The sequence below is a fragment of the Serratia sp. 121840015-1 genome (assembly GCF_053627655.1).
This window is the reverse complement of sequence record NZ_JBSEYF010000005.1, coordinates 183,130-207,246: the sequence shown is the minus strand read 5'-3', so window position 1 is coordinate 207,246 and position 24,117 is coordinate 183,130. Positions and strand designations below refer to the sequence as shown.

General features: G+C 59.5%; 22 protein-coding genes and 1 tRNA gene. 10 read left to right on the top strand and 13 right to left on the bottom strand.

Features of this window, described 5'->3' with window-relative positions; translation table 11 throughout:
- Both ACUXAC_RS21035 and ACUXAC_RS21030 read right to left on the bottom strand, forming a co-directional pair.
- Nucleotides 1-810 carry a MoaF C-terminal domain-containing protein gene (locus tag ACUXAC_RS21035; protein ID WP_049273488.1) on the bottom strand — a complete coding sequence of 270 codons (810 nt, stop codon included), beginning with the start codon at nucleotides 808-810 and terminating at the stop codon, nucleotides 1-3.
- A 36-nt stretch (nucleotides 811-846) separates the two neighbouring features.
- On the bottom strand, nucleotides 847-2,112 hold the full coding sequence (locus tag ACUXAC_RS21030; protein ID WP_047729954.1) for an MFS transporter: 1,266 nt from the start codon (nucleotides 2,110-2,112) through the stop codon (nucleotides 847-849).
- Nucleotides 2,113-2,766: 654 nt separating this feature from the next.
- Between ACUXAC_RS21030 and ACUXAC_RS21025 the strand changes: the two genes are divergently transcribed.
- Entirely contained in the window at nucleotides 2,767-3,198 is a 432-nt protein-coding gene (locus tag ACUXAC_RS21025; RefSeq protein ID WP_048234779.1) for a VOC family protein, read from the top strand.
- A gap of 6 nt (nucleotides 3,199-3,204) precedes the next feature.
- On the opposite strand, the gene ACUXAC_RS21020 is transcribed toward ACUXAC_RS21025, so the two are convergent.
- A complete protein-coding gene (locus ACUXAC_RS21020; protein WP_100396834.1) occupies nucleotides 3,205-4,749 on the bottom strand; it encodes a BCCT family transporter in 1,545 nt (514 codons plus the stop codon).
- 158 nt (nucleotides 4,750-4,907) lie between these two features.
- On the opposite strand from ACUXAC_RS21020, the gene betI reads away from it, so the two are divergent.
- Entirely contained in the window at nucleotides 4,908-5,504 is a 597-nt protein-coding gene (gene betI, locus ACUXAC_RS21015) for a transcriptional regulator BetI (protein ID WP_060441322.1), read from the top strand.
- Between the two features lie 9 nt (nucleotides 5,505-5,513).
- Here the strand turns inward: betI and ACUXAC_RS21010 are convergent, their stop codons facing one another.
- On the bottom strand, nucleotides 5,514-7,283 hold the full coding sequence (locus tag ACUXAC_RS21010) for an ABCB family ABC transporter ATP-binding protein/permease (RefSeq protein ID WP_060441369.1): 1,770 nt from the start codon (nucleotides 7,281-7,283) through the stop codon (nucleotides 5,514-5,516).
- A gap of 181 nt (nucleotides 7,284-7,464) precedes the next feature.
- Between ACUXAC_RS21010 and ACUXAC_RS21005 the strand changes: the two genes are divergently transcribed.
- Entirely contained in the window at nucleotides 7,465-8,322 is an 858-nt protein-coding gene (locus tag ACUXAC_RS21005) for an AraC family transcriptional regulator (protein WP_047729951.1), read from the top strand.
- A 34-nt stretch (nucleotides 8,323-8,356) separates the two neighbouring features.
- Here the strand turns inward: ACUXAC_RS21005 and actS are convergent, their stop codons facing one another.
- Nucleotides 8,357-9,112 (bottom strand): amidase activator ActS, encoded by a 756-nt coding sequence (gene actS, locus ACUXAC_RS21000; RefSeq protein ID WP_048234629.1) that lies wholly within the window; start codon nucleotides 9,110-9,112, stop codon nucleotides 8,357-8,359.
- A 149-nt stretch (nucleotides 9,113-9,261) separates the two neighbouring features.
- Here actS and ACUXAC_RS20995 point away from each other — a divergent pair, with 149 nt between their 5' ends.
- Nucleotides 9,262-9,831, top strand: a complete 570-nt coding sequence (locus ACUXAC_RS20995) for an HdeD family acid-resistance protein (RefSeq protein WP_033644791.1) — start codon at nucleotides 9,262-9,264, stop codon at nucleotides 9,829-9,831.
- A gap of 135 nt (nucleotides 9,832-9,966) precedes the next feature.
- Nucleotides 9,967-10,305, top strand: a complete 339-nt coding sequence (locus ACUXAC_RS20990) for a hypothetical protein (RefSeq protein WP_049194795.1) — start codon at nucleotides 9,967-9,969, stop codon at nucleotides 10,303-10,305.
- A gap of 20 nt (nucleotides 10,306-10,325) precedes the next feature.
- Here the strand turns inward: ACUXAC_RS20990 and ACUXAC_RS20985 are convergent, their stop codons facing one another.
- Nucleotides 10,326-10,775 carry a GNAT family N-acetyltransferase gene (locus ACUXAC_RS20985; RefSeq protein WP_185741753.1) on the bottom strand — a complete coding sequence of 150 codons (450 nt, stop codon included), beginning with the start codon at nucleotides 10,773-10,775 and terminating at the stop codon, nucleotides 10,326-10,328.
- 271 nt (nucleotides 10,776-11,046) lie between these two features.
- Here ACUXAC_RS20985 and ACUXAC_RS20980 point away from each other — a divergent pair, with 271 nt between their 5' ends.
- The 4 genes from ACUXAC_RS20980 to ACUXAC_RS20965 all read left to right on the top strand — a co-directional run bounded on the left by ACUXAC_RS20980 (nucleotide 11,047) and on the right by ACUXAC_RS20965 (nucleotide 15,486).
- Nucleotides 11,047-11,661 carry a 2OG-Fe dioxygenase family protein gene (locus ACUXAC_RS20980; protein ID WP_224217742.1) on the top strand — a complete coding sequence of 205 codons (615 nt, stop codon included), beginning with the start codon at nucleotides 11,047-11,049 and terminating at the stop codon, nucleotides 11,659-11,661.
- Nucleotides 11,658-12,890: a cysteine desulfurase-like protein gene (locus tag ACUXAC_RS20975; protein ID WP_342121491.1), complete on the top strand. Its 1,233-nt coding sequence runs from the start codon at nucleotides 11,658-11,660 to the stop codon at nucleotides 12,888-12,890. Before ACUXAC_RS20980 ends, ACUXAC_RS20975 begins: the two co-directional genes overlap by 4 nt.
- Nucleotides 12,891-12,985: 95 nt before the next feature.
- Nucleotides 12,986-13,333 carry a hypothetical protein gene (locus ACUXAC_RS20970; protein ID WP_227818442.1) on the top strand — a complete coding sequence of 116 codons (348 nt, stop codon included), beginning with the start codon at nucleotides 12,986-12,988 and terminating at the stop codon, nucleotides 13,331-13,333.
- A 155-nt stretch (nucleotides 13,334-13,488) separates the two neighbouring features.
- On the top strand, nucleotides 13,489-15,486 hold the full coding sequence (locus tag ACUXAC_RS20965) for a BCCT family transporter (RefSeq protein WP_047729946.1): 1,998 nt from the start codon (nucleotides 13,489-13,491) through the stop codon (nucleotides 15,484-15,486).
- A gap of 167 nt (nucleotides 15,487-15,653) precedes the next feature.
- Here the strand turns inward: ACUXAC_RS20965 and ACUXAC_RS20960 are convergent.
- The 6 genes from ACUXAC_RS20960 to xerD all read right to left on the bottom strand — a co-directional run bounded on the left by ACUXAC_RS20960 (nucleotide 15,654) and on the right by xerD (nucleotide 22,049).
- A tRNA-Gly gene (locus ACUXAC_RS20960) sits at nucleotides 15,654-15,727 on the bottom strand.
- 147 nt (nucleotides 15,728-15,874) lie between these two features.
- A complete protein-coding gene (gene lysS / locus ACUXAC_RS20955) occupies nucleotides 15,875-17,392 on the bottom strand; it encodes a lysine--tRNA ligase (RefSeq protein WP_033649459.1) in 1,518 nt (505 codons plus the stop codon).
- Between the two features lie 9 nt (nucleotides 17,393-17,401).
- Nucleotides 17,402-18,500, bottom strand: a protein-coding gene (gene prfB / locus ACUXAC_RS20950; protein ID WP_096242572.1) for a peptide chain release factor 2 whose coding sequence is annotated in 2 segments (ribosomal slippage) — nucleotides 17,402-18,424 and nucleotides 18,426-18,500 — 1,098 coding nt in all. Because the reading frame shifts where the segments join, the coding sequence is not laid out codon by codon here.
- A 166-nt stretch (nucleotides 18,501-18,666) separates the two neighbouring features.
- Nucleotides 18,667-20,400 (bottom strand): single-stranded-DNA-specific exonuclease RecJ, encoded by a 1,734-nt coding sequence (recJ, locus tag ACUXAC_RS20945; protein WP_049199214.1) that lies wholly within the window; start codon nucleotides 20,398-20,400, stop codon nucleotides 18,667-18,669.
- A 6-nt stretch (nucleotides 20,401-20,406) separates the two neighbouring features.
- Nucleotides 20,407-21,123, bottom strand: coding sequence for a bifunctional protein-disulfide isomerase/oxidoreductase DsbC (gene dsbC, locus ACUXAC_RS20940; RefSeq protein WP_038871236.1), 717 nt, complete (start codon nucleotides 21,121-21,123; stop codon nucleotides 20,407-20,409).
- 26 nt (nucleotides 21,124-21,149) lie between these two features.
- Nucleotides 21,150-22,049, bottom strand: a complete 900-nt coding sequence (xerD, locus tag ACUXAC_RS20935) for a site-specific tyrosine recombinase XerD (protein ID WP_060441367.1) — start codon at nucleotides 22,047-22,049, stop codon at nucleotides 21,150-21,152.
- Nucleotides 22,050-22,155: 106 nt separating this feature from the next.
- Here xerD and fldB point away from each other — a divergent pair, with 106 nt between their 5' ends.
- A complete protein-coding gene (gene fldB / locus ACUXAC_RS20930; RefSeq protein WP_038871234.1) occupies nucleotides 22,156-22,674 on the top strand; it encodes a flavodoxin FldB in 519 nt (172 codons plus the stop codon).
- A 36-nt stretch (nucleotides 22,675-22,710) separates the two neighbouring features.
- On the opposite strand, the gene creD is transcribed toward fldB, so the two are convergent.
- A complete protein-coding gene (gene creD, locus ACUXAC_RS20925) occupies nucleotides 22,711-24,075 on the bottom strand; it encodes a cell envelope integrity protein CreD (protein ID WP_387445281.1) in 1,365 nt (454 codons plus the stop codon).
- Nucleotides 24,076-24,117 lie beyond the last annotated feature (42 nt).

Sequence of the window (24,117 nt, the reverse complement as noted above, 5' to 3'; positions counted from 1 at the left end):
TCAAAGCGGCTGCACGCCTTCTGGGTAGGCGTTGTAGCTCATCTTGCTGATGAAGGCCCCGGCCGGTGACACCAACACCCGGCCGGCGGCGTCCAGCCCGAGGAAGGTACCGGTGCAGCGCCCGGAAATAAAGTCGAAGAAGAACACCGAGCACACCGGGATAATCTTTTCCCGGAAGGTGAACAGGAACATCTCGTCCTCAAACTTGTAGTAGGTGGCGTAGTCCATATCGCCGTGGCCGAATTGCTCGCCGCGCAGGTTTTGCCAGGCATAGCGCTCGGTATTGACGTAGAAGTGTTCGTAATAGTGGTTGGGGCTGTAGACATTCAGCGTACGATAGCCGATCAGCTCGCGGGTCAGATGCGGCGCGACGCCACTCGGCGTGACGCCGACAATCCGGCCGACGTGGAAGCTTTGCTTGAGGCGCGAGCCCTTTTCCACCGTCTGTTCCGGCAACAGCGTGCTGCGCACCAGCAGCGCCCGGCCGCTGTCACGATTGAGTACCAGCGTCAGGCACTCGTTGCCCGGTGACTGCAGCGGAATATTGAAGAAATAGCGTGCGGCGGAGGTTTGCACCTCTTCGTAAGCGTCCTCACCGCTCTCCCCTCCCCAGGCCCACAGCACCCGTTGCCGATCGGCACTGAAGCGCAGCGTGATTTCCCCGTCGTTGTCAAAGGCGATCTGCAGCGTTTTGCCCCGCCAGTCCTGGGTGCCCGGCAGGCGGTTAGTGTCGATACCGCGCGCGAAATCGTCGTAATTCTTCCAGTCCGGCTCGGCATTTTGATTCAGTACGGATTGTTCTGCTGACATCTTCGCTCTCCTTGATTGAATGGGATGAAAACCGCCTCAAACGTCGGCGACGCTCGCCGGTTTCACCGCTCTGCGGCTCACCACCGCGGGGGCGGTTTCATCGAGAAAACAACTCAGTACGCCGGCGCACACGGCGCCCGCGGCCGCCAGCCACATCACGCTGACCAGCCCGTAGCGATCGGCGATCAGCCCGGCGATAAACGGCGCCAGACAGCCGCCAATCACCTCGCCAATCCCCATCACCAGCCCCAACGCGGTGGCGATACGGGCCGGCGATACCGTTTCCGACGGGATGGTGGCCATAAACAGCGTGAAGCAGCCAAGGCCGGTATAAGACAGGAACACCAGCACGCCCAGCAGCCACGGGTTATCGACGTAGCTCAGGAACAGCGGGCAGCACACCGCCAGCAGCGAAAAGAAGATCAGCGTCGGCTTGCGGCCGAGGCGATCGGAAATCGCCGGCACCGCCACGCCCCAGAACACCCAGGCGGCGCCGATGGCGCTCATGATGCCGCCCATCGTGCCTTCGCCGAAGCCGCGGTCGGTCACCAAAAAGTTGGGGGTGAAGGTAATGATGATCATGAACCAGGTGACGAACACGCAGGAGATCAGAATGCACAGCGCCACATTCTTGATTTTAAACAGCTCGCCGTAAGCGGCTTTGTTCGCCGCCTTGCCGGCCGCCGGCGCGGCGCTGAAAGCGGGATCCTTCTTGCCGTTCACATAGCGATAGATCAGCCACGCCAGAATGATGCCCGGCACGGCGGTCAGATGAAACGCCATGCTCCAGCCCCATTTCTGCGCCAGATAGATGATCAACGGCGGCGCGATAATGCCGCCCAGCAGCCCCGGCGCCGCCCCCTGGATCAGCCCCATGTTGAAGCCACGGCGCTGCGGCTGCGATTTTTCCACCATCAGCGATTGCGCGATCGGCAGCACCGGCCCTTCGGCGATCCCCATCAGCGCGCGGAAGATCAATAACATGGCAAAGCCGCTGACCAGCCCCGACAGCGCGGAGAACAGCGAAAACACCAGGATCGACAGGATCAGCATCGGTTTACGGATATTGAAGCGATCGGCAATCGCCCCCAGCCCCGCCCCGGACAGCGCCCAGGTCAATGCCAGCACCGCCGACAGCGTGCCAAGATGCACGTTGCTCAGCTTCAAATCGGCGGCGATCATCGGAAACAGGAAAGAGATAGTCAGGCGATCGACGAACACGCAGCCGAACACGAAGAATAAAATAATCAACAATCGGTTCTCTTCGCTCAATCGCGAGCGCTGCCCTGGCGAGTTATTCATAGCGTCATTGGTCCATAAGTTAACTTATGAATGGCGAGCGGCCATGGCATAAGTCGGTTAAGCGCGCAGCCAAGAGAAGCATTGGCCATCGGTCACGATAACAACTCATTAACATGTTAACGATATAAACTTATCTCAAGTAACGGGCATGTCAAACGGCCGTTGAAAACGACGACCGGGTGGCAAATCAGGTATTTTTCACAGAGCGCGAATGACATGAAAATAAATCAACATTATGTTTTTACTGATTTAAATAAAATTACCCGGCACTTTTTACTTTTATTGAAAAAGCCAAAATGCCGTGATTTATAAACAGGTTAATAAATAAAACTTAACCTTACCTTATAAATTGACGCTATTTCCCTTTTCATCGGTCGTATTACCCCACCCGCTTTATTATTTGAATCCGTTTGCTTTATCGCGGTTATGGCGCGAATGATTAACTCCATTGTGTTAATCAATAATCACGTCATGACATTATCAATGCTGAATAATAATAAAAGCGTAGGCCGTGACAGGAATCACAAACAGAACGCCCTTTAACGCCCTGTGAATGGGTTATTACCGGCGCGGCTAGCTTATGCCAACTCGATCCAACCCCGGATGAAAAAACGGCGGCATGATAAGCGGCAGGTAACCAGCAAGGAGATGAACATGACGACAGCACTGACAAAAGCCGGTTTCTGGCGCAAAACCGCCGACTCTTCATCGCTGCGTGAGCCACGCGTGCTGATTCGGGTCTACGTTGGCGAAGGCGAAATCGATCGCACCATCGCGTTTTACGAGCAGCTGCACGGCGTAACGGCGGACATGCGCTTCGATTTTCCCGAGCATCGGCTGGTATTGGCGGCGGTGGGGCCGTTTCTGATCCTGGAGGGGGCGGAAGAGCAATTGCGCCCTTTCCGCAGCACCGTCGGCACGCTGCTGGTCGATGACATTTATCCCTACCACCAGCGGCTGCTGGCCGCCGGAGCAGAGATTTTCTTCGGCCCGGTGGAGGTGCCCACCGGCGCCTGTTTCAATGCGCGCCTGCCGGACGGCACGACTGTCGAGTACGTGCATCACCGGCCGCGTGCAGACGAATAAACCGCCTCAGGGCAGCACCGGCTTCATGGCGTAACGACACAGATCCTTGCGCAGGCTGACCATGTACAGCACGATCACCGCCGAGAACGGCAGGCCGCACAGCACCACCGCCGTCTGCATCGCGCTGAAACTGCCGGCATACAGCAGGCCGGCGCATACCAGCGTAGTCACCGCCGCCCAGAATACCCGCAGCCAGGCCGGCGCGTCATCATGGGCGGAACCGCCCTGGCAGGAGAGGTTCGCTATCATCAGCGTGCCGGAATCGACCGGCGTCAGGAACAGCACGAAGCTTATCACCACCACAAAGCCGGCGGTCAGCTGGGTATAGGGCAAGTATTCGAACAGCTTGAACACCGCCATCGGCGGATCGCTTTGCGCCACCTGCCCCAGGATCGCCTGTCCGCCTTCCAGCACCAGGCTGATGGCGGTATTGCCGAAGATGGACAGCCACGCCAGCGTGAAGCCCAGCGGGATCAGCAGCACGCCGAAAATCAGTTCGCGAATGGTGCGTCCTTTGGAAATGCGCGCGATGAACAGCCCGACGAACGGCGCCCACGCCACCCACCAGGCCCAGTAGAACAGCGTCCAGGCGCCCTGCCACTGGCGCGCCTTGCCGTACAGATACATATCGAAGCTGCGGCTGACCAGCGAGGTCAGATAATCGCCGAGGTTCTGCAACATGCCGTTCAGCAGATTCAGCGTCGGCCCGGCCAGAAACACGAACAGCAGCAGCAGGCACAGGAAGCCGACGTTGATGTTCGACAACATGGCGATGCCCTTCTCGACGCCGGTGACCGCCGCCAGCGTGGCCACCACCATCATCACCACGATCAGGGCCAGCAGCACGCCGGTGCTTTGCGGAATATCGAACAGATAAAACAGTCCAGAGTTCACCAGCAGCGCGCCGATCCCCAGGTTAGTTACCATCGAGATCACCGTCACCAGAATGCCGAAACTGTCCACCAGATGGCCGACGCCGCCGTGGGTGCGCTCGCCGAAGATCGGGTATAACGCAGAGCGCAGCGCCAGCGGCAGGCCGCGGCAATAGGCGAAATAGGCCAGCGCGGTGGCGATCAGCGCATACAGCGCCCAGCCGTGCAGCCCCCAGTGCAAAAAGGTCAGCGCCATCGCCTGTCGCGCCGCCTGCACGGTACCGCCGCTGCCTTCCGGTGGCGACAGGAAATGATCCAGCGGTTCATAAGCGCCGTAGTACACCAGCGCAATGCCGATGCCCGACGAGAACAGCATCGCCACCCACGAGGGATAGCTGAACTGCGGCGGCTCGTCATCCTGGCTGAGGCGAATATGGCCGAAGCGCGACAGCGCCAGCCAGAAGACGAATGCCATACAGGCGACCATCAACAGCATGTAGTACCAACCGAACACGTCGGCGACCCAGCTTTGCGCGGCGTTCAGCCACAGTTTGCTGGCGGAGGGAAACAGCACGACCAGCGATCCCAGCAGCAGGATCACCGCCGCCGAGCCGAAAAATACCGGAGCATTCAATCTGACAGGTTCTTCGTCAAGCGATGGAGGAGTTTTTGTTGTCATTGGCAGGCTTCCATGGTGCGAAAGACAGACGATTTCAATGCAACCTTCAGTTAACATTTTATCGTCATTTATTTGACATTTTTGCAGCATATAGAGTATTGATTGACCGTTCAATCAATCAAATCCAAAGTGTGATTGGCCTATCAGTTGGGGAAAATATGTACCGCAGAGATATTCCGGAGCAGCGTAAGGAGCAGCTGATTAACGCCGCCTTCGAGACCATTAACGTCGTCGGGCTGGCCGGCGTCACCCTGTCTCAGGTGGCGAAAGAAGCCGGGCTGTCGACCGGCATCGTCAGCCACTATTTTGGCGATAAAGAGGGGTTGCTGAGCGCCACCATGCGCAAAATCCTGCGCGATCTGCGCGACGCAGTGGCCGAATGCCGCGCGCAGGCGGCGAGCGACAGCCAGTCACAGCTGTTCGCCATTATCCAGGGCAACTTCCATCCCAGCCAAACCAACGCCGTGTCCATGCGCGCCTGGCTCGACTTCTGGGCCGCCAGCATGCACCAGCCGGTGCTGCGCCGCCTGCAGCGCGCCAACGATCGGCGACTCTATTCCAACATTTGCTGCCAGTTCCGCCGCGAGCTGCCGCTGCGGCAGGCGCGTGATGCCGCGCGCGGGCTGGCGGCCATGATCGATGGGCTCTGGCTGCGCGGCAGCCTGGCCGGCGACGAGACAGACCTGAAGCAGGACTGCCGCATCGCCTGCGACTACGTGGCACAGCGGCTCAATGCCGCGCAGCCGCTGGGGTGAACGCCCTCGTCAGCGCGATTCCTGCTCTTCGCTGTACTGGGTTTGCCACATCGCGGCGTAGCGGCCGTTCGCGGCCAGCAGCGCCTCGTGCCCCCCGCGCTCGACGATCGCCCCTGCTTCCAGCACGATGATCTCATCGGCGTCCACCACGGTGGATAGCCGGTGGGCGATCACCAGCGTGGTGTGGTTGCGGCTCACCTCGCGCAGGTGCCCCTGGATTTCGCGTTCGGTCTGGGTATCCAGCGCGCTGGTCGCCTCGTCAAACACCAGGATGGCCGGATTTTTCAGAATGGTGCGCGCGATCGCCACCCGCTGCTTTTCACCGCCCGACAGCTTCAGCCCGCGCTCACCCACCCGGGTGTCGTAACCGTCGGGCAGACCGACGATAAAATCATGGATATGCGCCAACCGCGCCGCCCGCTCGATTTCTTCATCGCTGGAGCCGGTTTTGCCGTAGCCGATGTTGTAGCGCAGCGTATCGTTGAACAGCACCGTATCCTGCGGCACGATGCCGATCGCCTGCCGCAGGCTGGCCTGGGTCAGCTGGCGAATGTCCTGGCCGTCGAGGGTAATGGCGCCGCTCTGCACGTCGTAGAAGCGAAACAGCAGGCGCGACAGCGTGGACTTGCCCGCGCCGGAGGCGCCGACCACCGCCACCGTGTGGCCCGCCGGAATGGTAAAACTCACCTGCTTGAGGATCGGCCGGCGCGTGTCGTAACCGAAGCTGACCGCATCGAACCGCACTTCGCCGCGATCGAGGCGCAGCGGCTGCGCATCCGGGCTATCGACGATTTCACGCTTTTCCTGCAGCAGATCGAACATGTTCTCCATGTCGATCAGCGCCTGGCGCACCTCGGAATAAATAAAGCCGAAGAAGTTCAGCGGCTGATACAGCTGCAGCAGGTAGGCGTTGACCAGCACGAAGTCGCCGACCGTCATCGTCCCCTGCGTAATGCCCTGCGCCGCCATGGCCATCATCACGATCAGTCCGATCGAAATAATGGCGGTTTGCCCCAGGTTGATCGCCGTAAAACTGAATTGGTTCTTGATGGCCGCGTATTCGTACAGCCGGCGCGACAGGTCGAAACGCTCGGCCTCGAACTCTTCATTGCCGAAGTACTTTACGGTCTCATAGTTCAGCAGGCTGTCGATGGATTTGCTGTTGGCGTCGGCGTTGGCCTTGTTGAGCTCGCGGCGAAAGCGGGTGCGCCAGCTGACCGCCAGCACGGTAAACAGGATGTAGCAGCCGACCGTCGTCAGGATAGCCAGCGCGAACCAGCCGTTCAGCATATGCCACATGATCGCCGTGACCAGCGAGAGCTCGAACAGGATCGGCACGATGGAGAACAGCAGCCGCGACAGCACCGTGGACACCGCCTGGGTGCCGCGCTCGATGGACAACGACAGCCCGCCGGTCTGGCGCTCCAGATGGAAGCGCAGACTCAGCGCATGCAGCTGGCGAAACACCCGCACGCCCAGCAGGCGCGTGGCGTTCTGGCTGACGTGGATGAACATCACGTTGCGCAGTTCCTCAAACAGCGCGCCGCCCACCCGCGCCACGCCGTAGGCGACGATCAGCCCCAGCGGCACCGCCAGCATTTTCGCCGTCTCGCCGCTCAGCGCATCGACCATCGCTTTGTAGGCCAGCGGCACCAGCGTGGTGCTGACCTTGGCCGCCACCATGAACACGAAGGCCACCACCAGATACCCCCGCAGGCGCGGGTTGTCTTTCGGCCACAGGTAGGGCAGCAGGAATTTCAGCAAACGGGAACGATCCATCATGTAATATTCATCTTCTCGGTCGGGATCGCGGCACACGGCCGCGCGGGGGTTATGAGTTTGGCCTGGCCGGCGGCAAACGCCGCAGCCATCCCGTTGTCCTGCGGCGGCAACTCAGCATCATCCGTCAGGAGAAGCGGCGGCGGCTCGGGCAAAGTTCAGGCATGGAGGAGACAATCACATGACCCAGACGTATGCAAAGCGCTTTGCGCAGGTCTTTGACTATATCGATCGCCACCTGGACGAGGCGCTCACCGTCGAAAAACTGAGCGAAGTGGCCCACTTTTCGCGCTTTCACTTTCAACGCCAGTTTAGCGCGTATTGCGGCATCTCGGTGTGGCGTTATATCCAGTGGATGAGGCTCAAACGCGCCTCGTACCGCCTGGCGTATAACCCGCTGGAGCCGGTGATTGACATCGCGCTGGACGCCGGTTTTCAAAACCCGGAGTCCTTCAGCCGCGCCTTCAAACAGGCGTTCAGCCAAACGCCAAGCCAGTTTCGCAAACGGCCGGCCTGGATCGATTGGCAGCAGCGCTTTCCCGAGCCGAAACACAAAAGGAAACAACCCATGAAGGTAGACATTGTCGACTTCCCGGCCACGCCGGTGGCGATGATCGAACATCGCGGCCCGTCCGCGCTGGTCAACGAAACCGCCGCGCGCTTTATCGAGTGGCGCAAAACCAGCGGCCTGTCGCCGGTCAGAAGCAGCCGTACTTTCGGCATCGCACCGCACGATCCGGCCACCACCGAAGCGCAGGACTTCCGCTTCTTCATTTGCGGCGAGGTTACTGCGCCGATCCCCGAGGACAATGCCTTCGGCGTGGTGAACAGTACGCTGCCAGCCGGGCGCTGCGCGCTGCTGCGCCATCACGGCTCGCTGGATGGGCTCTCGGAAAGTGCCCATTATCTGTACCGCGAGTGGTTGCCGGCCAGCGGCGAGGAGCTGCGCGATTTTCCGCTCTATTTCCACTACCACAACTTCGTGCACGAAGTGGCGGAATATGAACTGGTGACCGATCTTTACCTGCCGCTGAAGTAACTGACATCTGGCTCCGCAAGGAGCCAGATTGACGTTAACAGGACGGCGACGAACCTTGCGGCGGCAGATAGCGCTGCGGATCGAGTGCGGTGGCGCGGTAGCGGATCTGGAAATGCAGGAACACCGAATCGGTGCCGGTGCTGCCCATGGTGCCGATCTTCTGCCCCGCCTTCACATCCTGGCCGTTGCGCACCAGCGTGGTGTCGTTGTGCGCATAGGCGGTAATGAAGTCTTCGCCGTGCTTAATCATGATCAGGTTGCCGTAGCCGCGCAGCTGGTTGCCGACGTACACCACTTTGCCCTTGGCGGAAGCGTAGATCGGCTGGCCGCGTTTGCCGGCGATGTCGATGCCCTTGTTGCCGCCATCTGAATTGGAGTAGGCCTGCACGATCCGGCCGCTGGTCGGCCAACGCCAACAGCGGGCAGCGCCCGGCGGCGGCGTTTGCTTGGCGATCGCGGCGGAAGACGAAGAGGTTTTACGGCGCGTTGCGGCGGTTTTGGTCGGTGCGCTGCCGCTCAGCCGCAGTTTCTGCCCCACTTCCAGGCTATAGGGCGGGCGTATCTTGTTGATTCTGGCGAGATCGCTGACTTCGCTGTCGGTGATCCAGGCAATGTAGTACAGCGTATCGCCCCGTTTGACGGTGTAGGACTTGCCGGTGTAGCTGCCCTTCGGCAGTTTGTCGTAATCGCGGTTGTAGGTGTTTTTACCCGAACACCCGGCCAACAACAGCCCCAATGTCAGACACACCGCGATGCGGCGCCACCCAGCCCATTTGCTTCCTGTGCTCAAATCCAGTCCTCAGTCGTCGTTTCGGTTCTGATACGCGTCAGCCGCACAGTGTAACATTTGCGCCGGGTCAGTCAAAAACCCCCAGACGGTCTATGCTAAACAGGTAAGGATGACTGATTAATTACCCAACGACGAAATGGAGTACTGTCATGTTGAACCTCGACCGCAATAATCTGCCCCTCCTGAGCGAAGAACTGCTCAAAAAGCAACGCACCACCCTGCTGATCATCGCCTTCCTGCTGCTGGCGGGCGGGATACTGTGCCTGGTCAATCCTTTCGCCTCCGGCGCAGCGCTGAGCATCGTGGTCGGCATCCTGCTGCTGTTGAGCGGCGCCGGGCTGATTATCGCCATGATCGCTAACCGGGCACAGAATACCTGGCCGATGATCGGCGGCATTTTGCTGGGCGTGGCCTACCTGATTATCGGCTATGTGTTCATCACCAGTCCGCTGGCGGGCATTCTGGCGCTGGCGGTGTACCTCGCCGTGCTGTTCGCGCTTGGCGGCATCGCTCGCCTGGCAGCGGGCTACATGCGCCGCGGGCTGCCGGGCAACTGGCTGCAGTTCGTTATCGGCGTGCTCGACTTGATCATCGCCTGGATGCTGATCGGCTCAGGCCCGGCGGCATCGGTCACGCTGGTGACGGCCATCGTCGGCATCGAGATGCTGGTCAGCTCCTTTGCGCTGTTCCAGGCGGCGAATCTGTTTAAACGCGCCTGACGCTACCGGCCCGCCGCCGCGGGCCTCATCGCTTTCGTTGTTTCCAGACAAAACAAGGCGATACCCCCTCTGCTTGTCCGTGGTTATCTTCATCGGTAAGTGCCAATATAGGCGCAGACAAGGGAGCTGAAACCGATGACAACCCATTCCAACCCGTTGAACTCGCGGGAAGTCTGCCTGCAATTACGCCACTTCAATCAGGTAATCGGGCAACAATGCCGCAATATGGCGCGCCAAAAAACCACCTGCCCATGCTGCCTGACGGACATTGCCACCGGCTGCGACGCCGGTATCAAACTATGCGGGCAACAGTTAGCCAAACCCAGCCCGCAAACCCCGTTATTCCAGCAGATTCGCAACTTGCTGCTCGATCTGCGCGCCGAAGCGAAAGGGGTTCGCCGAATCGAGACGCTTAATCGCACCAACAACGAAATATCCTGGCTGTTGCGCGAGCTGTATTTCGAGACGTTCTGACCCCGCCTTTGTCGGGGCAGCTAAAGCGCCAGACTGTAGTAATGTTCTTCCTTTTCAATCTTGCCGGTAAAGCGAAAGCCGAAGGTGAGATACAGGCTTTTGGCGACGAGATTATGTTCATCAATCATTAGCGTCACCTGCTCTATGCCGTGCAACCTAAAATCCGCGAGTATCGCGGCGAAGCTCTCACGCCCCAATCCCTGCCCCATAAACTTATGGTCAAGCATATAGCGACACAGCTCGGCCTCATGTGGGTTATGCGGCCAGCACTTGTACATGAAAAAACCGATGAGCTCGCCGTCGCGGTAAAGCGCGCGGGGCTGGCATTCCGGAAAAAACGCCGCCTCGGAAATAGAGATGGCGTTACAGCAAATAAACGCCTCGAACACGGTGCCAACGCCGTCTTGATTCGACGTCAGTTCGCACACGTCAAACAGGTTATCGCGGTTAATCTCGCGTATTTCAATCATAACGGTATCCCAGTAGAAGTAAGCGGCGAACTCCAGCATTCACCCTGGCGCTAACCATTGCTCTGCAGTCAGCTCGCTACTTTAACGCATCGCCGCCGGCATACAACGCTCCCACTGTTCACCCCACTTTACGACCGCCGTCACACCTCACCACCGCCAAATTGCGTTGGTTATAGAGTCGTCTACAATTCAATCGAATTACCCCCTACAACATCAGAAATTATTATTATTAGAGGTGATTATGTTACAGAAACACGAAAACGTAATAAGTATGACTGTGCTAAGCCCGCAAGCCACCCAACAACTGATGCCTTCGTTTTCCTCCTTGCCCCACACGCAACACGCCGACGGCAAATATCGCCTGCGCCGTTATTCGGTCGTCAAATACCTCAACCCCAACGTCGCCGAAGTGGGGCCGCGCACCTTCATGCAGTCCGATCAGATCAACCACTTCCAAGGCAACGTGGTGCGCCGCTTCGAGCCTATCGACAGTGCCGTGCTGCAGAGCGCCGGCATGGCGGAGATGTGCAACCTGTTTGCCGAAAATAACGAACTGCCGGAGGGTGCCGAGATAGAGATCCACCAAATGCGCGTGGTCGCCATCCAGAAAGATACGCTGGTGGCGCCGGAAGGCATTCACCAGGACGGTTTCGACCATATCGCCATGATCGCCATTCACCGGCACAACATCGTCGGCGGTGAAATCATGCTGTACGACGACAGCCACCACGATCCCTTCTTTAAAAAAGCGCTGGCAGACGGTGAGGCCGTGCTGCTGGCAGACAGCAAACTGTGGCACAACGCCACGCCGATCAACGCCGTAAGCCCGAAAGAAGAAGGCTATCTGGATCTCTTCGTCCTCACCGCGCGGGGAGAGAAAGCATGACCTTTACGCCCGAGCTCGCCCGCGCCCAGTTCAGCGCCCTGTCCCAGCACATCGACGGCAAGCCGGCGATCTTTTTCGACGGCCCCGGCGGCGCACAGGTTTCACGGGGCGTGCTGGAAAAGATGACGGACTACCTGGGGAAATACAACGCCAACCTGGGCGGCCACTACTTCTCCAGCCGAGTCACCGGCGAAGTGATGGGCCAGGCGCGAGAATCGGTGCGCGCCTTGTTAAATGCGCCTTCGCCCGACAACATCGTTTTCGGCATGAATATGACCACGCTGACTTTCCATCTCAGTCGCATCATCAGCCGCGACTGGCAAGCCGGCGATAAGGTCATCGTCACCGCGCTCGATCACTACGCCAACGTCTCCAGCTGGCAGCAGGCCGCCGCAGACCAAGGGGCCGTGGTGCATCAGATACCGCTGGAGAGCGCCGGCTGCGCATTGGACGCCGCAAAGGTGTGTGAGCGCATCAACGCCAATACCCGCCTGGTGGCGGTCAGCTACGCTTCCAACGTCACCGGCAGCATCGTCGATATCAAAACCATCGTCGAAGCTGCGCATCGGGTCGGCGCGCAGGTGTATGTCGACGCCGTGCACTATGCGCCGCATAACCTGATTGACGTGCAGGCGCTGGGCTGTGATTTCCTGGTGTGCTCCGCCTACAAGTTCTTTGGCCCGCACGTCGGCATGGCCTATATCGCGCCGCAGTGGCTGCAACGCCTGCGGCCGTACAAAGTCGAGCCGGCCACCGATGTCGGCCCCGGCCGTTTCGAGACCGGCACGCAAAGCTTCGAGGCGCTGGCCGGCGTCGCGGCGGCGATCGACTATCTGGCGCAGTGGGGGACGCCGGGCGCGCCGTTAAGGCAGCGTTTGCAGGAGAGTTTCGCCGCCTACCACCGGCATGAAGAGGCGCTGTGCCGCCACTTTTTGCAACGGCTGAAGCAACTCGACGGCGTGCGGCTCTACGGCCATTCACAGGCGGACAGCACGCGCCGCACGCCAACCTTCGCCCTGACCTTCAGCGGCCAGACGCCTGACGCGATCGCCCGCCGCCTGGGGCAGCACAACATCTGCGCCGGCAGCGGGCATTTCTATGCGCTGGGCCTGATCCAGCAGTTGGGGTTGCAAGACGGCGGCGTGCTGCGCATCGGCATGATGCACTACAACACCCAAGGCGAAATAGACACGCTGTTTAAGGTGATCGCCGAAGATATCCTCAGTTAACTCGCCACATCGGCCCGCTTACCTTATTGAGCGGGCCATCGCGGCACGCTGGGGGTAGAATCAAGGGGATTTTATTTTAGAAATGGATTTTTATTTTGCGAAAATATGCAGTTATCGCCGCCGCATTGATGATGTCTTCCTGTGCCACGCCGGAGAAATGGGAAGCGCAAACGGCAACCCCAACGCCCCTTGACGCGGCCAGAACCCACTGCCGGCAAGAAGCCGAACAGCGCTATCCCGTGAACCTGTCTTTGCACGCCAGCTCGCCGACCTTCTCCTCCATGACGATCAACGGCACGGAGATCCCCAACGCCGGTGGCGGCGCTTTCCCCTCGGACAGCAATGAAATGCGCAGAACAGAATTCGTTAATGCCTGCATGAAATTGGAAGGATGGGAAAATAAAAATAAGGTGACGGGATTATTGGCATTTTTATTTAACTAACGGCAACACGGAATAACTCGAAATTACCGCACTCAGGCAGCGGTAATTCCGCCCTATTGATCGACACCGACAGCCTGACTATTTTGCTACGATATAACAGGTTACACCTCTCCTCCATTCAGGGCGATAATCAAACAAATGGAATAAATCAATTTATGAGTGAGAAAGACACCCCCCTAAAAAAGCCGCAGAGCCATATCAACAAAGCGGTATTCTTCACCTCTGCAGTCCTCATTTTTCTTCTGGTCGCGTTCGCCGCTTTTTTCCCCGACGTCGCTGACAAGAACTTCAAGCTTCTGCAGCAACAAATTTTCACCAACGCCAGCTGGTTTTATATTTTGGCCGTGGCGCTGATTTTGCTCAGCGTGACGTTTCTGGGGCTTTCCCGCTACGGCGACATCAAACTTGGCCCCGATCATGCGCAACCCGATTTTCGCTACCACTCATGGTTTGCCATGCTGTTTTCAGCGGGGATGGGCATCGGCCTGATGTTCTTCGGCGTGGCAGAACCGGTTATGCACTATCTCTCGCCACCGGTCGGCACGCCCGAGAGCGTCGAGGCGGCCAAACAGGCCATGCGCCTGACCTTTTTCCACTGGGGGCTGCACGCCTGGGCGATCTACGCCATCGTGGCGTTGATTCTGGCCTTCTTCAGCTATCGGCATGGCCTGCCGTTGACTCTGCGCTCTGCGCTTTATCCGATCATCGGCGAACGTATTTATGGCCCTATCGGCCATGCCGTCGATATCTTCGCCGTCATCGGCACCGTATTCGGGGTCGCAACCTCGCTGGGTTATGGCGTGTTGCAGGTCAACGCCGGGCTTAACCACCTGTTTGGCGTGCCGATCAACGAAACCGTTCAGGTGATCTTGATCGTGGTGATTACCGGGCTGGCCACCATTTCCGTGGTTTCAGGGCTGGAGAAAGGCATACGCTTTCTGTCAGAGCTGAACCTTGGCCTGGCGCTGTTGCTCCTGGCCCTGGTCTTGCTGTTGGGGCCAACCGTCCTGCTGTTGAAATCCTTTGTGGAAAATACCGGCGGCTATCTGTCCGAGCTGGTCAGCAAGACGTTCAATCTGTATGCCTACGAGCCAAAATCCAGCAACTGGTTAGGCGGATGGACGCTGCTCTACTGGGGGTGGTGGCTCTCCTGGTCGCCTTTCGTCGGTATGTTCATCGCTCGGGTTTCCCGCGGCCGAACCATCCGCGAATTTGTCACGGGCGTGCTGTTCGTCCCGGCAGGCTTCACCCTCATGTGGATGACGGTGTTCGGCAACAGCGCCATTTACCTCATCATGGAACAGGGCGCGACAGACCTCGCCACTACGGTACAGCAAGACGTGGCGTTGGCGTTGTTTAACTTCCTGGAGCATTTCCCGTTCTCCAGCGTGCTTTCGTTTATCGCCATGGCGATGGTGATCGTCTTTTTTGTCACGTCCGCCGATTCCGGCGCCATGGTCGTAGATACGCTGGCTTCGGGCGGCTCCAGCAACACGCCGGTTTGGCAACGCATTTTCTGGGCGTCGCTGATGGGCATCGTCGCCATCGCCTTGCTGATCGCCGGGGGGCTCAGCGCGCTGCAAACCGTCACCATCGCCAGCGCATTGCCGTTCTCGGCCATCTTGCTGATATCCATTTACGGTTTGCTTAAAGCGCTGCGCCGCGACCTGACCAAGCGCGACAGCCAAAATATGGCCACCATCGCCCCCACCGCCGCCCGCAATCCCATTCCCTGGCAGCGCAGGCTGCGCAATATCGCCTATCTGCCAAAACGCTCGCTGGTTAAGCGCTTTATGGATGAGGTTATCCAACCGGCCATGACGCTGGTGCAGGAAGAGCTGAGTAAACAAAACACGCTCAGCAGTATCAACGCCACTGCGGAAGACCGCATTCGTTTCGAGGTCGATTTGGGCGATGAGCTTAACTTTATCTATGAAGTCAGACTGCGCGGCTACAGTTCGCCGACGTTCGCTCTGGCCGGGCTGGATAACGATGAACAGCAAGCCGAGCAGCACAAGTATTATCGCGCGGAGATCTACCTGAAAGAAGGCGGCCAAAACTACGATGTCATGGGCTGGAATCAGGAGCAGTTGATCAACGATATTCTCGACCAGTACGAAAAACACCTGCATTTCTTGCATCTGGTGCGCTGAAGGCCAACATGCCGTCCCCCGGGGCGGCATTTTTTTGCCCTGCTTTCCTCACCACGGCGCTGATGATGCTGGTGGGATGGCGGACAACCAGTGATAACGCTTACAGGGGCAAAGGATTGGGTTGGGGTAATCTTTCGGAGAATCAGGATATTTTCAGGAGGGAGTACTGGAGCGGGTGAAGGGAATCGAACCCTCGTATGCAGCTTGGGAAGCTGCCGTTCTACCATTGAACTACACCCGCATCGGTGTGCGACAGGCATTATAACCGGTTATCGGCGGCGGGCAAGCGGAGATGGCACGTAACTGTCGATGTTTTAAGCGGTTAAGTCCGGTGGGCGAAAAAAAACCGGCGCAGTTGCCTGCACCGGTGGTTTCACGCTAAACGGAATTATTTCTGTGGGCGCATCGCCGGGAACAGAATCACGTCGCGGATGGTATGGCTGTTAGTGAACAGCATCACCATACGGTCGATACCGATGCCCAGACCGGCGGTCGGCGGCAGGCCGTGCTCCAGCGCGGTGACGTAGTCTTCGTCGTAGAACATCGCTTCGTCGTCGCCGGCGTCTTTGGCGTTCACCTGATCGGCAAAGCGCTGAGCCTGGTCTTCGGCGTCGTTCAGCTCGGAGAAGCCGTTGCCGATTTCACGGCCGCCGATGAAGAACTCGAAGCGGTCGGTGATTTCCGGGTTAACGTCGTTACGGCGCGCCAGCGGCGACACTTCAGCCGGGTACTCGGTGATGAAGGTCGGCTGAATCAGATGGCTTTCCGCCACTTCTTCGAAGATCTCGGTCACGACGCGGCCCAGGCCCCAGCTTTTCTCAACCTTGATGCCGATGGATTCGGCGATGGCCACCGCTTTGCCCATGTCGGCCAGGTCAGCCAGATCGGTTTCCGGGCGGTATTTCTTGATCGCCTCGGTCATGGTCAGCTTCTCGAACGGCTTGCCGAAGTCGAACACTTCGTCGCCGTACTGTACCTGAGAGGTGCCCAGCACTTTCTCGGTCAGGGTGCGGAACAGCGTCTCGGTCAGCTCGATCAGGTCTTTGTAATCCGCGTAAGCCATGTAGAGTTCCATCATGGTGAACTCTGGGTTGTGACGCGGAGAAACGCCTTCGTTACGGAAGTTGCGGTTGATTTCGAACACGCGCTCAAAGCCGCCGACCACCAGACGCTTCAGATACAGTTCCGGCGCGATGCGCAGGTACATGTCGATATCCAGCGCATTGTGGTGCGTGATGAACGGACGCGCGGACGCGCCGCCCGGGATCACCTGCATCATCGGGGTTTCGACTTCCATGAAGCCGCGTTCCACCATGAAGTTGCGGATAGCAGACATCACCTGAGAACGCACCTTGAAGGTGTTGCGCGATTCTTCGTTGGCGATCAGGTCCAGGTAACGCTGGCGGTAACGGGTTTCCTGATCCGCCAGGCCGTGGAATTTGTCCGGCAGCGGGCGCAGCGCTTTGGTCAGCAGACGCAGCTCGGTGCAGTGGATCGACAGTTCGCCGGTCTTGGTTTTGAACAGCTTGCCGCGTGCGCCGAGGATATCGCCCAGGTCCCACTTCTTGAACTGGTCGTTGTACACGCCTTCAGCCAGATCGTCGCGCGCGACGTACAGCTGAATGCGGCCGCCCACGTCCTGCAGCGTGACGAAGGATGCCTTGCCCATAATACGGCGGGTCATCATGCGGCCGGCGACGGTCACTTCTACGCCCAGCGCTTCCAGCTCTTCGTTGTCTTTATCGCCGTACGCGGCGTGCAGTTTGTCGGAGGTGGAGTCACGACGGAAGTCGTTCGGGAACGCAATGCCGTTCTCGCGCAGGCCGGCCAGTTTCTCGCGGCGGGACTGCAGTTCGTTATTGAGATCCAGCGCCTGATCGGCGCCCTGTACTTGTTGTTCAGACATTTCTATTCCTCATAACCCGGCTTTCAAACTTGCCTCAATGAATTTATCCAGGTCGCCATCCAGTACGGCCTGCGTGTTACGCGTTTCGACGTTGGTGCGCAAATCCTTGATGCGGGAGTCATCCAGCACGTAAGAACGGATTTGGCTGCCCCAGCCGATGTCGGACTTGTTGTCTTCCATCGTCTGCTTATCAGCATTTTTCTTTTGCATCTCAAACTCGTACAGCTTGGCTCGCAGCTGTTTAAACGCTTGATCCTTGTTCTTATGCTGAGAACGATCGTTCTGGCACTGCACCACGATGTTGGTTGGCAGGTGAGTAATACGTACGGCGGATTCGGTTTTGTTGACGTGCTGACCGCCCGCACCGGAGGCGCGGTACACGTCGATACGCAGATCCGCCGGGTTGATTTCGATATCGATATCGTCGTCGACTTCCGGGTAGATGAACACCGAGCTGAACGAGGTGTGGCGACGGCCGCCGGAGTCGAACGGGCTCTTGCGCACCAGGCGGTGAACGCCGGTTTCAGTGCGCAACCAGCCGAACGCGTAGTCGCCGATGATCTTGATGGTGGCAGACTTCAGGCCCGCGACGTCGCCGTCGGACTCTTCGATCACTTCGGTCTTGAAGCCCTTGGCTTCAGCCCAGCGCAGGTACATGCGCAGCAGCATGCTGGCCCAGTCCTGCGCTTCGGTGCCGCCGGAGCCGGCCTGGATATCCAGGTAGCAGTCGGCGCTGTCGTATTCGCCGGAGAACATGCGGCGGAATTCCAACTGATCCAGCTTGCTCATCAGTTGATCCAGCTCGGCGACCGCTTCGTTGAAGGTCTCTTCATCGTCGGCTTCCACCGCCAGTTCCAGCAGCCCGCCGACGTCTTCGCCGCCCTGCTCCAGCTGATCGATGGTTTCAACGATGGCTTCCAGCGCGGCGCGCTCTTTGCCGAGCGCCTGTGCGCGCTCCGGCTCGTTCCAAACGTCCGGCTGCTCCAGCTCGGCGTTGACCTCTTCTAGGCGTTCCTTCTTGGCATCATAGTCAAAGATACCCCCTAAGAACCGCAGTCCGCTCGGACAGGTCCTGAATTCGGTTTTTTACCGGGTTAATTTCAAACATGGTTTCGTTCTTTTACGTTGATGTCGTCGATGGCGGAATGCCATTGGAACCGCTAATTCTAACGGATCCGGGCGGCAGTTTATAGCGAGTTGGTCAGTTTTTGTGGCGATCGGGAAGGATGCAGGGGATTGGAGAGCCCAATCCCCGAATTGTGTTCAATTTCGCCTCAGCGCGGCCAAAGATGCTGGATCAGCAGCTGCACGTTGCGGTTGCCGCGAAACTCGTTGACGTCGAGCTTGTAGGCCAGTTCGACCTCGCGCACGCTGCTGTCCGGCCACAGCGTGGTGTCCACGTTGAACGCGATGCCGTCGAGCAGCGGGCCGCCGCCGAGCGGTTCCACCATCAGCTTCAGGTGTTTCTCGCCCACCAGCCGCTGCTGCAGGATGCGGAATTTGCCGTCAAAGGTCGGTTCCGGGAACGCCTGGCCCCACGGGCCGCCCTCGCGCAGCAGCTCCGCCGTCGTCAGCGACAGCTCCTGCATCGCCAGTTCGCCGTCGGACCAGATCACCCCTTCCAGCATCGCCGGATCGAGCCATTCTCCCACCAGCTCGCCGAAGCGCTGGCGGAACTCGTCGAACCTGGCCTCTTCCAGCGACAGCCCGGCCGCCATCGCGTGGCCGCCGAACTTCATCATCAGGCCGGGGTTCAGCATATCCAGCCGCTCCAGCGCGTCGCGCATGTGCAGGCCGGGCACCGAACGGCCGGAGCCTTTCAGGATGCCGTCACCCGCCGGCGCGAACGCGATCACCGGGCGGTGGAAACGCTCTTTGATACGCGAGGCGAGGATACCCACCACGCCCTGGTGCCATTCCGGGTGATACATCGCCAGCCCGTAAGGCAGCTCGGTGCTGGTGCGCTCCAGCTGATCGCACAGCTGCAGGGCTTCCACCTGCATGCCCTGCTCAATCTCGCGCCGCGTCTGGTTCAACGCGTCGAGATCGTTGGCCAGCATACGCGCCTGCGCGATGTCGTCGCTCAGCAGCAGCGCCACGCCGATCGACATGTCGTCCAGCCTGCCGGCGGCATTGAGACGCGGGCCGAGGGCGAAACCGAGATCGTTGGCCGCCAGCTGGCGGGCATCGCGGTTGGCCACCTCAAGCAGCGCGCGGATGCCCGGACGGCATTTGCCGGCGCGGATGCGGTTTAACCCCTGATACACCAGAATGCGGTTGTTGGCGTCCAGCGGCACCACGTCGGCCACGGTGCCGAGCGCCACCAGATCCAGCAGTTCCGCCAGATTGGGCATCGCCAGCGCGCGCTGCTCGAACCAGCCGCTGTCCCGCAGTCGGGCGCGCAGCGCCAGCATCAGGTAGAACGCGACGCCCACTCCGGCCAGCGATTTGGACGGGAAGGCGCAGCCGCGCAGGTTGGGATTGACGATCGCTTCGGCCGCCGGCAGGGTCTCGCCCGGCAGGTGGTGATCGGTCACCAGCACCTGCATGCCCTTGGCGTGCGCCACGTCGACGCCGGCGTGCGAGGAGATGCCGTTATCGACGGTGACGATCAGCTCCGCGCCGCGCGCCGCCGCCTGCTCCACTACTTCGGGGCTCAGGCCGTAGCCGTCTTCAAAGCGGTTCGGCACCAGGTAGTCGACGGCTGCGCCGCCCATGCTGCGCAGCGCCAGCACCGTCAGCGCGGTGCTGGTGGCGCCGTCGGCGTCGAAATCGCCCACCACCATGATGCGGCGACCGTCGGCCAGCGCCTGTTGCAGCAGGCTGACGGCGTCGTCGATGCCGTCCAGCTGTTGCCAGGGTAGCATGCCCTTGACGCCGCGCTCCAGCTCCTGCTCACCCTGCACGCCGCGCAGGGCGTAAAGCCGGCGCAGCAGCGGCGGCAAACTGGCGGGCAGATGCGTGTCGTCCGCCGCCGGACGGCGGCGTAGTTGCGTTTTAATACTCACCGGCGATTAACCACCGGCTTTGGTGGCGGCCTGGTGCGCATCCAGCATGGCGGCCATTTCTTTTGGCCCCTGATAGCCCGGGATCATCATGCCGTTTTCCAGAATGATCGCCGGCGTGCCCTGAATGCCGAACTGCACGCCCAGCTCGTAATGCTTGCTGATGTCAGTTTTGCAGGTGGCCGGAGAGATGGCGTCGCCCTTCATGGCGGCGTCGAACGCCTTGGCCTTGTCGGCGGTACACCAGATAGACTTCATGTCTTTCTCAGCCTGGGAAGCCAGCCCCTGACGCGGGAACGCCAGATAACGCACGGTGATGCCCAGATCGTTGTACTCTTTCATCTGCTGGTGCAGCTTATGGCAGTAACCGCAGGTGATATCGGTGAACACGGTGATCACGTGTTTCTCTTTCGGCGCTTTGTAGACGATCATTTGATCTTTCAGCGCGTCCATCTTGCTGCTCAGTAGTTGGTTGGTCACGTTGACCGGCTCTTTGCCGCTGACGTCGAACAGCGGGCCCTGCAGGATGTGCTTGCCGTCTTCGGAGGCGTACAGCACGCCGCTGTCGGTCAGCACGGTTTTCAGGCCGTTAACCGGCGAAGGCTGCACGTCCGCCTGCTGGATGCCCAGGCTGGCGAGCGCTTTTTTGATCGCCGCATCATCGGCATGGGCGGCACCGGTCACCGAAGCCACCAGCAGAGAGAGCAGCATTAAACCTTTTTTCATTGTTCCAATCCTTTCGAACCCGCCGCTCAGGCGCGCGGGTGATGCTGTTGATGTAGCTGTTTCAGTCGTTCGGTCGCTACATGAGTATAAATTTGCGTGGTCGAGAGATCGCTGTGCCCTAACAACATCTGTACGACACGGAGATCGGCCCCATGGTTCAGCAAATGGGTGGCGAACGCGTGCCGCAACACGTGCGGCGACAGACGTTCGCTGTCGATGCCCGCAAGGATGGCATAGTGTTTGATGCGATGCCAGAACGTCTGTCGGGTCATTTGCTGGCAACGGGTGCTGGGGAACAACACATCCAGCGTCTGGCCGTTGACCAGCCACGGACGGCCGTGTTCCAGATAATTTTCGATCCAGTAGACCGCCTCTTCGCCCAGCGGCACCAGCCGCTCCTTGTTGCCCTTGCCGATCACCCGCACTACGCCCTGGCGCAGGCTGACGTCGCTGATGCTCAGCCCCACCAGTTCGGAAACCCGCAGCCCGGTGGCGTACAACACTTCGAGCATCGCCTTGTCGCGCAGTTCCAGCGGTTGATCGACGCAGGGCGCCTGCAGCAGCGCATCGACCTGCGCCTCGCTCAGATCCTTCGGCAAACGCTGCGGCAGTTTGGGAGACGCCAGCTGCGCGGTGGGATCGTCGGCGCGCAGTTTTTCGCGATACAGGTACTGAAACAGGCGGCGCATGGCGCTCAGCAAACGCGCGGAGCTGGTGGCCTTGTAGCCGCCGTCCACCCGCTCGGCGAGAAAGGCCTGCAGATCCAACGCCTGCGCCTGCAGCAAGGCGGTGTTTTGATGGCCAAGCCAGGTGCCCAGGGCCTGCAAATCCAGCCGGTAGGAGGCCAGCGTATTTTCCGCCAGATTGCGCTCAAGCCACAGCGCATCCAGGAATTGTTCAATCAGCGCATTGTCTTGCTGTTGCACGCGGTCCTCTCTTTGTTGCATTTCCACCCGCGCCATTATGCCTTAAGCCGACGCAAATCAGGTATACTCGCTGCAATTCTCTAAACAGCAACGTAACGGTTTACACATGAAGATTGGTCTGTTTTACGGCTCCAGCACCTGCTACACCGAGATGGCGGCAGAAAAAATCCGTGAGATTCTGGGTGAAGACCTGGTCGACCTGCACAACCTGAAAGACGTCTCTCCCAAGCTGATGGAGGACTATTCCATTCTGATCCTCGGTATCCCGACCTGGGATTTCGGCGAACTGCAGGAAGACTGGGAAGCGATCTGGCCGCAGCTGCCTGCGCTGGACCTGAAAGGCAAGATCGTCGCCATGTACGGCATGGGCGATCAGCTCGGTTACGGTGAGTGGTTCCTCGACGCGCTGGGTATGCTGCACGATCAGATCGCGCCGCTGGGCGTGCAGTTCGTCGGCTTCTGGCCGACCGACGGCTTCGAGTTCACCAGCCCCAAACCGCTGAGCGCCGACGGCAAACACTTCGTTGGCCTGGCGCTCGATGAGGTCAACCAATACGATCTGAGCGAAGAGCGCCTGCAGCAATGGTGCGAGCAGATCCTGTTGGAGATGGAACCGCTGCTGTAGCCGCTGTCGGGCGCTGAACGCGCCCGATTTCCCCGCTTATTTCCACAGACGGAAGCGTGGCTCCTCTTCCCCGGCCGGCGTTTCCTTGGTCAACCGCGCCGGATCGGCTACCTGATACCAGTCCAGTTTGCGCGTCAACAGCATAATGCCCGCCAGAATGGTGAACAGCAGCCCTGCCCCCAGCACCAACGCATTGTCCTCCGACTGCAACAGCAAATAGAGCACGCCGTACAACAGCAACAGGCTCGCGGCGAACAGCGCACCGCGCAGCTTGCCGCGCAGTACGGCGCTCAGATAGAAGCCGATCAGACCGCTGCAGGCGATGCTGGCCGCCAGGTAAGCGAGAGCGAATCCCAGGTGTTCGGAGAAGGCGAGCAGAATCAGGTAGAACAACACCAGCGCCGCGCCCACCAACAGGTACTGAATCGGGTGCACCCGCAGCCCGGTCAGGGTTTCGAACAGGAAAAACGCCATAAACGTCAGCCCGATAAACAGCAGCGCGTATTTGACCGCGCGCTCGGCCAGCTGATAGTGATCGACCGGTTCGACCAGGCTGGCGCTGAAGGCCGGCAGCTTGTCCTCGTCGATAATGCCATCGTCGTAATGGAACGCACTGTTGATATTGTTGGCGAACCAGGTGCTGCGCCAGCGAGCGCTAAACCCTTGCTCCGTCACCTTGCGTTCATCCGGCAGGAAGTTGCCGAGGAAATTCGGGTGCGGCCAGTTGCTTTGCAGCTGCAGCTCGCTGCTGCGCCCCAGCGGCACCAGCGACAGACTGCTGGTGCCCGCCAGCGTCAGGGTGAAGTCGGCGTTCAGCCCCTCTTTTTGTTGCAGCGCCGCCAGCGTCAACGGTGCGTGGATCCCCTGACGCAACGATCCCACGCCGGTGCCCGGTTCAAACGCCACCGGCTGCGGTATTTCCAGAGGAGAAATGCTCTTGATGCCGCGAGAGTCGCTCAGCGCCACCAGCAGGAACGGCTGGCCGAGGGTCACGTTGGCACGTTGCAAATCCGCCAGTTCCGGCTGGCCGAAACGCACCTTGAAGTTCAGCGGCCCCTGGTAAACCTGCGTCTGATAAATGCCCAGTTTACGCACCTCTACTTTCGGCGCCCCCAGCACCTGAAGCGACTCCGGCAGCAAATAGCGGTAATGCTGCACTCGCTGCACTACCGTTTGTCCTTTCTCGTCTTTCTTCTCTTCTCGTTCGACGTAGGGAATGACAATCAACGGGCCGAGCACGCGCTGTGCCCCGCTGGTGCTTTCGCTTACCTGCCCGACCACGCTTTGCCGATAGCCGCTGCGTTCGTCGATCACGCTCATCAGTTGGGCGATGGGGATCAACATCACCACCATCAATCCCAGCAGCGTGGTTATTTTCCAGAAAAGTACCGATTTCATCATGCTCGCTCCTCATGGGTAATGAGGCCACGATAAAACCCGCAG

What these genes read in the sequence shown, in the direction of transcription:
- ACUXAC_RS21025 (WP_048234779.1), top strand. Translation starts at nt 2,767, where the DNA reads ATGACGACAGCACTGACAAAAGCCGGTTTCTGGCGCAAAACCGCCGAC.
- ACUXAC_RS20985 (WP_185741753.1), bottom strand. Translation starts at nt 10,775, where the DNA reads ATGATTGAAATACGCGAGATTAACCGCGATAACCTGTTTGACGTGTGC.
- betI (WP_060441322.1), top strand. Translation starts at nt 4,908, where the DNA reads ATGTACCGCAGAGATATTCCGGAGCAGCGTAAGGAGCAGCTGATTAAC.
- ACUXAC_RS20995 (WP_033644791.1), top strand. Translation starts at nt 9,262, where the DNA reads ATGTTGAACCTCGACCGCAATAATCTGCCCCTCCTGAGCGAAGAACTG.
- ACUXAC_RS21010 (WP_060441369.1), bottom strand. Translation starts at nt 7,283, where the DNA reads ATGGATCGTTCCCGTTTGCTGAAATTCCTGCTGCCCTACCTGTGGCCG.
- ACUXAC_RS20975 (WP_342121491.1), top strand. Translation starts at nt 11,658, where the DNA reads ATGACCTTTACGCCCGAGCTCGCCCGCGCCCAGTTCAGCGCCCTGTCC.
- ACUXAC_RS20980 (WP_224217742.1), top strand. Translation starts at nt 11,047, where the DNA reads ATGACTGTGCTAAGCCCGCAAGCCACCCAACAACTGATGCCTTCGTTT.
- creD (WP_387445281.1), bottom strand. Translation starts at nt 24,075, where the DNA reads ATGATGAAATCGGTACTTTTCTGGAAAATAACCACGCTGCTGGGATTG.
- ACUXAC_RS21005 (WP_047729951.1), top strand. Translation starts at nt 7,465, where the DNA reads ATGACCCAGACGTATGCAAAGCGCTTTGCGCAGGTCTTTGACTATATC.
- fldB (WP_038871234.1), top strand. Translation starts at nt 22,156, where the DNA reads ATGAAGATTGGTCTGTTTTACGGCTCCAGCACCTGCTACACCGAGATG.
- ACUXAC_RS21030 (WP_047729954.1), bottom strand. Translation starts at nt 2,112, where the DNA reads ATGAATAACTCGCCAGGGCAGCGCTCGCGATTGAGCGAAGAGAACCGA.
- ACUXAC_RS21020 (WP_100396834.1), bottom strand. Translation starts at nt 4,749, where the DNA reads ATGACAACAAAAACTCCTCCATCGCTTGACGAAGAACCTGTCAGATTG.
- ACUXAC_RS21035 (WP_049273488.1), bottom strand. Translation starts at nt 810, where the DNA reads ATGTCAGCAGAACAATCCGTACTGAATCAAAATGCCGAGCCGGACTGG.
- lysS (WP_033649459.1), bottom strand. Translation starts at nt 17,392, where the DNA reads ATGTCTGAACAACAAGTACAGGGCGCCGATCAGGCGCTGGATCTCAAT.
- ACUXAC_RS20990 (WP_049194795.1), top strand. Translation starts at nt 9,967, where the DNA reads ATGACAACCCATTCCAACCCGTTGAACTCGCGGGAAGTCTGCCTGCAA.
- ACUXAC_RS20965 (WP_047729946.1), top strand. Translation starts at nt 13,489, where the DNA reads ATGAGTGAGAAAGACACCCCCCTAAAAAAGCCGCAGAGCCATATCAAC.
- dsbC (WP_038871236.1), bottom strand. Translation starts at nt 21,123, where the DNA reads ATGAAAAAAGGTTTAATGCTGCTCTCTCTGCTGGTGGCTTCGGTGACC.